This window comes from Novosphingobium sp. BAM6 (assembly GCF_057784955.1).
Genome location: NZ_JBYNTR010000014.1, coordinates 32,326 through 40,837, shown reverse-complemented (window position 1 = coordinate 40,837; position 8,512 = coordinate 32,326). Strand labels below are relative to the sequence as shown.

Here is an 8,512-nt window from a genome sequence, read left to right as displayed (position 1 = left end):
GAGCCGATCGGAAACATTCCTCCCGTCGAAGCCGAGCAACGCTACTACGCTATGCTGGACGACGTCCCACTGGCTGCCTAATTTAAGAAAACTGGCCTCCGGCAATCCCGGTGCGGTTCAGGTGTCGTGGAACGCCGGGCGCAAAGTTGGTGCAAAGCGAGCGCTCAAACCCCGTCAGATATGGGCGATCCGCTTCTTTCTCGATCAGAATGGGCGGGTCCGCGACCGGGCGCTTTTTGACCTCGCCATCGACAGTAAGTTCGTGGATGTGATCTGGTGAAGATCAGGATCAGCGATATCGTTTGTGATCGGAAAATTCGAACACGGGCTACGGTCGTGCAGCAAAAGACGGGCAGGCCGGTTCAGTTTGAACTGCTGCAGTCCGCGCCCGGCATGAAGTACAAGGCGGCGCTGGGCGTGGCTTATTGCGCGGGCCTGCGCGTATCCGAGGTCGCACTCCTCAAGGTCGACGAAACGAAGTTCAGCGAAGCTACATCGACAGCACGCGCACGCTGATCCGGGTCGAACAGGGCAAGGGCGGCAAGGATCGCAATTCGATGCTCTCGCCCCAACTGCTCGCACTGCTGCGGATGTGGTGGCGTGAGGGGCACAAGCGCGGGGTGCTGATTGCGCATGGCTGGCTGTTCCCCGGCCAGAACGTCACTGACGCCATCTCGACCCGGCAACGGCACCGCGCGGTTCAGGAGGCGGCCGAGGTGGCGGGCATCCGCAAGCGCGTCAGCCCGCACACCCTGCGCCATTCCTTCGCCACGCACCTGCTCGAGCAGGATGTTGATATCCGCGTGATCCAGGTCCTGCTGGGCCACAGCAAGCTGGAGACCACCGCGCTCTACACCAAGGTGTCGACCCGCACGATCCACGCCGTCTCGAGTCCGCTCGACCAGTTGATGGCGCTGATGGAAGGCAAGGCACCCACAGGGTCAGCCGACGCCGGTTGAACCGGTGCGCGCCGACCTCGAGGTCGCGGACATCTTCCGTTCTGCAGGGCCAGCCTACCGGGCGGCCCATGCCGGGCACCTGAGCCTTACCCAGCTCAAGGTGATGTCCGCGATCGAGACCTGCCGCACCGCAGCCCTGGGCGGGCACGTCGAGGCCTGCGAGGACTGCGGGCACTGGCGGGTCGCCTACAACAGCTGTCGCAACCGGCATTGCCCAAAATGCCAGGGCGCCGCGGCACGCACCTGGCTGGCCGAGCGGGAGGCCGACCTGCTTCCCGTCGGCTACTTCCACGTCGTCTTCACGCTACCCGCCGAGGTTGCCGACATCGCGTGGCAGAACAAGGCGCTGGTCTACGACCTGTTGTTCAAGGCGGCCGCGCAGACGATGCTGACCATCGCCGCCGATCCCCGCCATCTGGGCGCCCGGATCGGGATCACCGCCGTGCTGCATACCTGGGGGTCGGCAATGTCTCACCAGGCGTTGTTGCCTGTGTTTCGCATTGAGCTCTGCCAAGACGTCGCTGAAGGATGCATCTTCCATCGCGAGAACGTTGCCCGAGGTCACTTCGATCATCTCAACAGGGCTGCCGGGAAGCCTTGCTGCTGGCACTTGAACGCCTGCTCGCCTTGGTGAACCCGACTTCGGTGCGCCTCCGAGGGAAGCACGGTAATAAAAGCCGTTCCGTCCAGCCTGTACATAGTGACCTCGTGGGCCTGTACCGACGCGCAAACCCCGTACGCCGACCGACATACCGACGCCGCCAGATGAGAAATTGAAGCGAAAGGGGCCTGCGCTCACCGATTTTCGGAAATAGAACGGCACCTTGAATCCTCCAACTGCGTACCTTCTCATCGCTTCGGATTAGCCACCTCGGGACGAAAATTGGTAAAGCGCGTGCCGGATTTCCAATTTTTAACGCTGGGCTTCGAGCGACGCGATATTGACGTGCGAGATTCCGCAGAAGCGATGAACGAAGGGGAGCTTTCAATGAGCCGGGGGGATTCGCCGGCTGATGAAGTATGGCCGGTTTTGGGGGGACACTTTAACGTCGATGGGGTGGCGGTTCGCAGGCGATGCCGTCGAGATCGCCATCCAGCCCGACGCGATAGCCAGGCTCTCCTCGCCGCATCATGGCATAGCCTGCTGCCCGAGCCTCGCGACAGCTGCGAAATACAGATCCGGGCGAGAGGGCGTCGCTGCTGTCCGTGCGGGCGTGGCCGGCCGGGGGCGCGGCGGCGCAGGCCTATACTGGCGTGGGTGGGCGGCGCGATAGGCAGACGGCGTGTCGAATGTACCGGCCCAGATGCCGATGCCGTGCTGGTGCGCGTATTGCTGCGCTGCGAGGTAGCGGTCGGTGAAATGGGGCAGGGTGATCGCGAGCCCGTTTCGCGCGAGCCGTTCGGAAAGATCGACGCCGCTGACCGTACAGATCGCAACGACGCGGCCGTACTCGTCGCGGCCCTGTTGGGTGCATTCGAGTGTCTGGTCGCCGACCCATTCCTCCATTTTGCGGGTCGCTTCGGCGCCGCAGGGCCAGGCTTGTCCGTCGCGCATGCATGACTGCGCTTTCTCAGGGGCATCAATGCCGAACAGACGCATGCGCTCGCCGGTCATTTGCAGAGTGTCACCATCGATGACCGTGGCCGGCCCCGAATAGATCTGCGCATGTGCGGATGTTGGCAGGGCCGTCAGGCCCGCAGTGAGTGCAAAGCCGCAGGCAAGGCGATATCCGGTCCGCAGGGCCCGTTCGCAGGGAGCGTTGGTCATGAACGCACCTTAGTCTGGCAATGGTAAAGCCGGTCTTGCCGATCCGGGCCCAAAAAAGAGATCCCGCCTCGTGCCCGGCGCCGCAAGAGGCCTCGCATCCGGTATGCGTGTCGGTACACAGGCAGGTGTTCGCGAAGCCCGGACGATGCTGCCATCCTGGCTGGCCTGGGGTAAGAACTGCCTGCTGTCCTGCCGTCGGGATCTGTGCGGTTCTGATGCCATGCAGACGTTCCAGGTGGTATCCGGGCCATGACGGCCTCGCCTTCGATGCGCTTGATGGCCGCCGCGTCGCTGGCGCTCGCCCGGCTTGCCGCAACGTCTCGTCCCCCTGTTTCATCCCCCGCCCCGATGGGGCGTTCCTCGCGAGACAGGAAACACGCGGATCGAGACGTCCTTCGCGATGCTGCGGGCCTGCGGCTGCGGCGCCGGTCGCGGGCGGCTGACCTTGCGCATCGAGGCCGCAATGGCGCGGCTCGAGCAAAAAAGGAACGTAGACAATGGCAAAGATCGGCACATTCAAGATCATCTCGGGCGAACTTCGCGGCGCCATCACGACCCTGGCTGTACAGGCCAAGTCGGTCAGGATCGTCCCCGATGAGACTGCCACCGGCAGCGCGCCCGGCCATCGCATCTTCGCGGGCGAGGCAGAAATCGGTGCAGCCTGGACCCGCAGCACGCAGGACGACCGGACCTATCTCTCGGTCAAGCTCGACGACCCCAGCCTCGTGGCGCCCATCTTCGCCCAGCTGTTTGAGAACCCTGACGGCACCCACGACCTGGTCTGGACCCGCAGCTCGCGTCGCACGGGCGAGTAACCCTTCCCAAGGCCCCTCCCCAAATTTGGGGAGGGGCCTCCCCGCATCCCGGAATACCGTCAAAGCCACAGGCGCGGCAGGTTTGGGCCTCCCACCTGGAAGGTACGCCGCATGGCCTCGATCGCGCGCGAAATCGATAATCCGTTTCAGGCGCTCGATGCTGTCGGGTTTGCGCAGGAATTCCTGCGCCGCAATCCGGTCTACCGTGCCGAGTATGCGCGCTTGCCTCCCGTCTCGCGCATGCAGGGGGAAGGCGAGGTCATGGCCCGGCGATGGGGCCTGGCGTTTCCCGTGCGATCCCGATGTTGCGGCGAGCGATGGGCCGGCGCTCTGGTTGGCCCGGGCTGTGCCCGCGGTGGTGATCCTCGAGCCGGCGCCGCCCGGCATGGACGGCATCACTGCGCATGCCCTGTTTTCCTGGCCGGACATACAGGCTGACCGGATACTCGCCGACGGGCGCCATCTCGTGCTGGGGGACTGCAACGTGCCCCACCGGATATGGCTGCGCTCGCTCGATCCTGCGCGGGCACTGGCCGTTTCGGTTCCCGGCGATGCGCTTGCCGATCGACGTTTCGCAGCGGCACGGCACCTGCTCCGGCGTCTGAAGCTCGCGCCTGATCACGGGGCAGGGGCAGAAGAAGCGCGCGGGAGCGGCACAGCGTTGTCGCCCTTCCAGCGGGCCCGTCTTGCGATGCTGTTGGGCATTCTTGACGACATCGGAGCGGCGGACCGTCCCCGGATGAGCCTGCACGATATTGCAGGCCGCCATGTCTATCGTGGCATGACACTCGTGCGCGGGGCGGTGTGGAAGACATCCTCCCAGCGTCGCCGCACCCAGCGCCTCATACGCGAGGCGCTCGGGTTGATGCACGGCGGATATCGCGATCTGCTGGTCGGGTGAGGGCGACAAAAAGCAGGGTGGACGATAGCCGCTCCCCGTGCTGGCGGGCGATGCGCCAGCGTACTCCGCAACAGCCGGCAGCTACCCGCAGCACGCCAGCGTTCGATGGAGGTTTTCATGGATGATGCCGGCCGCTTTCCCGTGCGCCGCTACCTCACGACCCCCGATGCAGCCCTGCGTCTCGGATTGTCGCCCCGCACGCTTGAAAAGCATCGGGTGTTCGGAACCGGGCCGGTCTTCCACAAACTGGGAGGCCGCGTTGTATACGCGATCGAGGCCCTGGAAGCCTGGGCCGCGCTTGGTCAGCGCCATTCGACGAGCGATCCGGGCAAAGGCACCTGCAGGCCTGCCCGGCGTACCGCCGGCGCGGTCCGGCGCTGAGCCATGACGCTGTTTCCGCCATCGCTGGAGGGACGCGGCCAGCTCGAACTGTTCCGCTCGGTACCGGGCGATCATGCCGTGCGCGATGCCCAGGACCTCATGACATGGCCGTTCTTCAGTCTCGCCAAGTCCCGGCGCACCCGGCCGATCTCGTTCCGGATGGGCGAGACGTGGATCCAGGTCGAAGCCGTTTCCGAACATGGCATGGCGACGATCTGGGATGCCGACGTGCTGATCTGGGCCGCGAGCCAGTTGGTCGAGGCCCGAGATGCCGGACGTTCCACCTCGCGCCTGATAGCGACCACACCCCACGAAATCCTCAAGTTCGTCGGACGCGGTACCGGGCGGGATAATTACGAGCGCCTCAAGGCCGCGCTCGATCGCCTGCAGTCGACCACGGTGGCGACCTCCATCCGCCAGCCGCATCAGCGACGTTTCCATCGCTTCTCATGGATCAACGAATGGCAGGAGCGGTTCGATGCCACAGGGCGTCCTCTCGGCATCGAGCTGGTGCTGGCCGAATGGTTCTACGCAGGCGTCATGGACCGCGCGCTCGTGCTGACGATCGACAAGGCCTATTTCGCGCTGACAGGCGGCCTGGAGCGTTGGCTCTACCGGCTCGTGCGCAAGCATGGGGGGCGCCAGAGCGGCGGATGGAGCTTCGATGTCGCGCACCTCCACCTCAAATCCGGGGCCCTCTCGCCTCGCAAGCGCTTCGCCTTCGAACTTCGTGAGATTGTCCGGCGCCAACCGTTGCCCGGTTACACGCTGGCGATGGAGCGGGCGTTCGGGCGCGAGCGTCTGCAGTTCACGCCGCAGCCCGCCGATACCCTTGCCGCCGCCATGCGCCGTGTGCGCCTCAAGCCCTGTGGATAACTATCATGTCACTCGTCCAATCAGGAACCCATCCATTCGTCCGATCAGGAACCTGGACCTCGTCCGATCGGGAACCGGGATCATGCGTAAGGGACTGCCAATGCTTGGAATATTGGTGCCCTTCTAACGATGCTAATAGAAAGGAATCCTTCGGATTCCTGCTAACGGCTCCGAGCGGGAGCGCATACGGAGCGCGCAAGGCGTATGTTCTGTCGCTCGCCCAGGCGGAGCAGGGCACGTGAACGCGGGCTCCCTGTTCGGGGCACCGCGGCGCGCGCTAACCGACGTCGAGCTCGTGTGGATCGAAAAGCGCCTCGAGCACTGGATCCGCTTCGGCCGGATCGCTCACGAGCGCATTCTCACACGCCGGACGCGGGTCGTCTCGTTTCGCCCGGACGCCGTTTTCGCGTTCGTGCGCTGGTCGGCCAACGACTGGGGCACGGTGCATTCGCGTATCGATGTCCTGCGTGCGGTCGGTCGCGGGGAGGCATACACCAGCGTGCCATTCGTGCGTCCGGGCGGCGAGGTGCTGCTCTCGGTGCAGGGCTGGCCGAAGGTATCGCAGGTCCTCGCCCAGATCGATGCGATCGAGGCCCAGGCGCTCGACCCTTGCGAAACGGCGCCCGAGCACTGGCTGCATCTCGGTAACCGGATTGCCGCCGGGCAGCCTGCCCGCGCCTATACGCCGCTTCGCCACGCCGCCTGGCTCAAGCGCAAAGCAACCGGTCAGTGAGCCGGCTCGGCTACATCGTCGTCACGCTGGTATGTGCCGAACTGTTCGCCGGGCTCTACCTGGCTGTCCTGCTCGTGCAGCCCAGACCCATGCTTGTCTGGAATGCCACAGCCAGTGCGCCGATCGGCCTTTATCGCCTGTCCGATGGGGCAATACAGCGCGGTGATCTTGTCGTTCTTCGCGCGCCCGAAAGGCTGACGGGACTGATGGCACGGCGCCGATATCTGCCCCTTTCGGTACCGCTGCTGAAACGGATCGCTGCACTTGGCGACGACAAGGTCTGCCGGTTTGGTGACGCCATCACCATCAATGGCCGGACCGCTGCGCGCGCCCTTGCCCGCGACAGCCACCACCGTGCCCTGCCGGCCTGGCAGGGGTGTCATCGGCTCGGAGCAGACGAAGTATTCGTTCTGAACGCTGCCCCGGACAGCTTCGATAGCCGCTATTTCGGAGCCGTGCCGCGCGCCAGTGTCATCGCGCGCGCCATACCGCTCCTGACGCGTCGCCGACCGGGCGAGGCGCTTCACTGGCGCGGCATCGGCGCCAGCCCGGCTACGGCCCCGGACACTGAAGCGGCCGACGCAGCAGCTATCGGCATGCGGCAGACCAGGCGGTCGGTCTCCTCCTCTTCCCTGCCTTTCACGAAAGAATAGACATCATGCGGATTGGTACTTTCACGCCCGGTAACAAGGCGTTTGCGGGTCGGTTGCAGACCCTGACGCTGGACCTGGCACTGCGCATTGTCGTGCTGGAGGGCGGGACCTCAGCGGCGGCGCCGGACTGGCGGATCCTGGCAGGCGAAGGGCGCGACGAAGTCGAGGTCGGCGTCGCCTGGAACAATACAAGCGCGGCCGGCGTCGCGTTCCTCGCCGTGCAGCTCCAGTGCCCGGCGCTCCCACGCCCAATCCGGGCCCGTTTGCTACCTCCGCGCGATGGCAATGGCGATCACGTGCTGCACTGGTCGCCGCGCGCACGCGGCAAGGAAAGCTCGTGAACACGTGGCCCGCAGGAACGCTCCGGTGTGCAAGGCACGGGTTTGTCCGGGCCCTTGTCATAGCGGGGCTGGGTTTGTCGGGCTGCAATGCGGATAGTCTCCATGCGCAGGAACCGCGCGCGATTGTGTCTTCCGAACAGCGGTTGAGCGGCTCACGCTATGGCGCTTTCGTGGCAGAAGCGGTGCAGCGCTTCGACATTGCGCCGTCATGGATAGAGGCCGTCATGCAGGCCGAAAGTGCGGGCCTCGCAGATGCCGTCTCGCCAGTCGGTGCGCGCGGTCTGATGCAGGTCATGCCGGCGACCTGGCGCACGCTTTCGGCGCGCTATCGGCTGGGAAGCGATCCCTTCGATCCGCGCGCCAACATTCTGGCCGGTGCAGCCTGCCTGCACGAGATGTTCGAGCGATATGGCAGTCTGGTGGTGGCTGTGGCCGCCTACAATGCAGGCCCTGCACGTGTCGATGCCTGGCTGGCGGGGACACGTGCGCTGCCCGAGGAAACCAGCGCCTACGTCGCGCATGTCCTTGCCGGGATCGACAACGGCGACAGGCTGCCGGCGCGGGGAGGAGACCTTCGGTCGCCCGATGTTCTGTTCGCCGTTGCCGATCCGGTCGCTCGCCCGGTGCGGGATCGAGAGCTCTTGCGCGCCTCCACGTCTGCGACAGGCGCTCCTGTAAACACCGATGCCTCGCCTGCTCTGGTGTCAGGGGCACCCTACTGGACCGAAGGGCTGTTCGTGCCTGCCGGTTGGCATGACCAGCCATGAATGGCGCACAGAAAGAGGCTGCGGCGGATCGGGGACGTGCACTGGCCAAAAGCAGTGATCAGGTGTGTTCTGAAGGTTTTCGGGAGGGGAAGGGGCGATGGCAAGATACAAGGCGCGCCCCAATTCCGGAAAAAGACGCTGTCTTTCAATCGGTTGATGAGGGGGCGCTGGTCGGCGGGCGTGCCGCCCGGAAGAAAAAAGTCAGCAATTTCAGGCTTCCGGATGGCACTGCTGGGCAGTTTGGCCCCTTGGAGTTGGTGTTGTGAGGGATGAGGACACCTTTCGGCCGCGTCCCGGCCGGTCCCGGCGTTCGCCGCG

Annotated in this window: 14 protein-coding genes and 3 pseudogenes; 14 read left to right on the top strand and 3 right to left on the bottom strand. The window is 65.1% G+C overall.

The genetic code is table 11. The annotated features are described in order from the left end of the window. The 4 genes and pseudogenes from AC3EC3_RS18560 to AC3EC3_RS18545 all read left to right on the top strand — a co-directional run. A pseudogene (locus AC3EC3_RS18560) lies at window positions 1-280 on the top strand (hypothetical protein); the annotation flags it as partial. Next, window positions 277-516, top strand: coding sequence for a hypothetical protein (locus AC3EC3_RS18555; RefSeq protein WP_488491067.1), 240 nt, complete (start codon window positions 277-279; stop codon window positions 514-516). The pseudogene AC3EC3_RS18560 and the gene AC3EC3_RS18555, both read left to right, overlap by 4 nt. Continuing rightward, window positions 426-959, top strand: coding sequence for a tyrosine-type recombinase/integrase (locus AC3EC3_RS18550; RefSeq protein WP_488491066.1), 534 nt, complete (start codon window positions 426-428; stop codon window positions 957-959). Before AC3EC3_RS18555 ends, AC3EC3_RS18550 begins: the two co-directional genes overlap by 91 nt. Before the next feature lie 4 nt (window positions 960-963). Further along, window positions 964-1,434 (top strand): annotated as a pseudogene (locus AC3EC3_RS18545) (IS91 family transposase); the annotation flags it as partial. 201 nt (window positions 1,435-1,635) lie between these two features. Here AC3EC3_RS18545 and AC3EC3_RS18540 read toward each other — a convergent pair. From AC3EC3_RS18540 to AC3EC3_RS18530, 3 genes and pseudogenes are all read right to left on the bottom strand, one after another. After that, window positions 1,636-1,812 (bottom strand): annotated as a pseudogene (locus AC3EC3_RS18540) (DUF4236 domain-containing protein); the annotation flags it as partial. 190 nt (window positions 1,813-2,002) lie between these two features. Further along, a complete protein-coding gene (locus AC3EC3_RS18535) occupies window positions 2,003-2,089 on the bottom strand; it encodes an excalibur calcium-binding domain-containing protein (RefSeq protein WP_488491068.1) in 87 nt (28 codons plus the stop codon). Continuing rightward, window positions 2,089-2,727 carry a thermonuclease family protein gene (locus tag AC3EC3_RS18530; RefSeq protein WP_488491065.1) on the bottom strand — a complete coding sequence of 213 codons (639 nt, stop codon included), beginning with the start codon at window positions 2,725-2,727 and terminating at the stop codon, window positions 2,089-2,091. The genes AC3EC3_RS18535 and AC3EC3_RS18530 overlap by 1 nt, the downstream gene beginning before the upstream one ends. A 497-nt stretch (window positions 2,728-3,224) precedes the next feature. On the opposite strand from AC3EC3_RS18530, the gene AC3EC3_RS18525 reads away from it, so the two are divergent. From AC3EC3_RS18525 to AC3EC3_RS18480, 10 genes are all read left to right on the top strand, one after another. Continuing rightward, window positions 3,225-3,542 carry a DUF736 domain-containing protein gene (locus tag AC3EC3_RS18525; RefSeq protein ID WP_488491064.1) on the top strand — a complete coding sequence of 106 codons (318 nt, stop codon included), beginning with the start codon at window positions 3,225-3,227 and terminating at the stop codon, window positions 3,540-3,542. Window positions 3,543-3,653: 111 nt separating this feature from the next. Continuing rightward, a complete protein-coding gene (locus tag AC3EC3_RS18520) occupies window positions 3,654-3,980 on the top strand; it encodes a transcriptional regulator domain-containing protein (protein ID WP_488491063.1) in 327 nt (108 codons plus the stop codon). Next, a complete protein-coding gene (locus tag AC3EC3_RS18515; protein WP_488491062.1) occupies window positions 3,898-4,443 on the top strand; it encodes a DUF2285 domain-containing protein in 546 nt (181 codons plus the stop codon). Before AC3EC3_RS18520 ends, AC3EC3_RS18515 begins: the two co-directional genes overlap by 83 nt. A gap of 117 nt (window positions 4,444-4,560) precedes the next feature. Further along, window positions 4,561-4,824 (top strand): helix-turn-helix transcriptional regulator, encoded by a 264-nt coding sequence (locus tag AC3EC3_RS18510; protein WP_260929126.1) that lies wholly within the window; start codon window positions 4,561-4,563, stop codon window positions 4,822-4,824. Between the two features lie 3 nt (window positions 4,825-4,827). Next, entirely contained in the window at window positions 4,828-5,700 is an 873-nt protein-coding gene (locus AC3EC3_RS18505; protein WP_488491061.1) for a replication initiator protein A, read from the top strand. 238 nt (window positions 5,701-5,938) lie between these two features. Beyond that, window positions 5,939-6,433, top strand: a complete 495-nt coding sequence (locus AC3EC3_RS18500) for a DUF2840 domain-containing protein (protein ID WP_260929127.1) — start codon at window positions 5,939-5,941, stop codon at window positions 6,431-6,433. Beyond that, complete coding sequence (locus tag AC3EC3_RS18495; protein WP_488491060.1) at window positions 6,430-7,086, top strand: S26 family signal peptidase; 657 nt, start codon at window positions 6,430-6,432, stop codon at window positions 7,084-7,086. Before AC3EC3_RS18500 ends, AC3EC3_RS18495 begins: the two co-directional genes overlap by 4 nt. A 5-nt stretch (window positions 7,087-7,091) precedes the next feature. Next, window positions 7,092-7,427 carry a DUF736 domain-containing protein gene (locus AC3EC3_RS18490; RefSeq protein WP_260929130.1) on the top strand — a complete coding sequence of 112 codons (336 nt, stop codon included), beginning with the start codon at window positions 7,092-7,094 and terminating at the stop codon, window positions 7,425-7,427. Between the two features lie 125 nt (window positions 7,428-7,552). Further along, a complete protein-coding gene (locus tag AC3EC3_RS18485; RefSeq protein ID WP_488491059.1) occupies window positions 7,553-8,194 on the top strand; it encodes a lytic transglycosylase domain-containing protein in 642 nt (213 codons plus the stop codon). Then, the gene (locus tag AC3EC3_RS18480) at window positions 8,191-8,460 is read left to right on the top strand and encodes a hypothetical protein (RefSeq protein WP_488491058.1); all 270 of its coding nucleotides are present in this window, start codon (window positions 8,191-8,193) and stop codon (window positions 8,458-8,460) included. Before AC3EC3_RS18485 ends, AC3EC3_RS18480 begins: the two co-directional genes overlap by 4 nt. Window positions 8,461-8,512 lie beyond the last annotated feature (52 nt).

What these genes read in the sequence shown, in the direction of transcription:
- AC3EC3_RS18535 (WP_488491068.1), bottom strand. Translation starts at nt 2,089, where the DNA reads ATGCGGCGAGGAGAGCCTGGCTATCGCGTCGGGCTGGATGGCGATCTC.
- AC3EC3_RS18525 (WP_488491064.1), top strand. Translation starts at nt 3,225, where the DNA reads ATGGCAAAGATCGGCACATTCAAGATCATCTCGGGCGAACTTCGCGGC.
- AC3EC3_RS18510 (WP_260929126.1), top strand. Translation starts at nt 4,561, where the DNA reads ATGGATGATGCCGGCCGCTTTCCCGTGCGCCGCTACCTCACGACCCCC.
- AC3EC3_RS18490 (WP_260929130.1), top strand. Translation starts at nt 7,092, where the DNA reads ATGCGGATTGGTACTTTCACGCCCGGTAACAAGGCGTTTGCGGGTCGG.
- AC3EC3_RS18530 (WP_488491065.1), bottom strand. Translation starts at nt 2,727, where the DNA reads ATGACCAACGCTCCCTGCGAACGGGCCCTGCGGACCGGATATCGCCTT.
- AC3EC3_RS18505 (WP_488491061.1), top strand. Translation starts at nt 4,828, where the DNA reads ATGACGCTGTTTCCGCCATCGCTGGAGGGACGCGGCCAGCTCGAACTG.
- AC3EC3_RS18520 (WP_488491063.1), top strand. Translation starts at nt 3,654, where the DNA reads ATGGCCTCGATCGCGCGCGAAATCGATAATCCGTTTCAGGCGCTCGAT.
- AC3EC3_RS18480 (WP_488491058.1), top strand. Translation starts at nt 8,191, where the DNA reads ATGAATGGCGCACAGAAAGAGGCTGCGGCGGATCGGGGACGTGCACTG.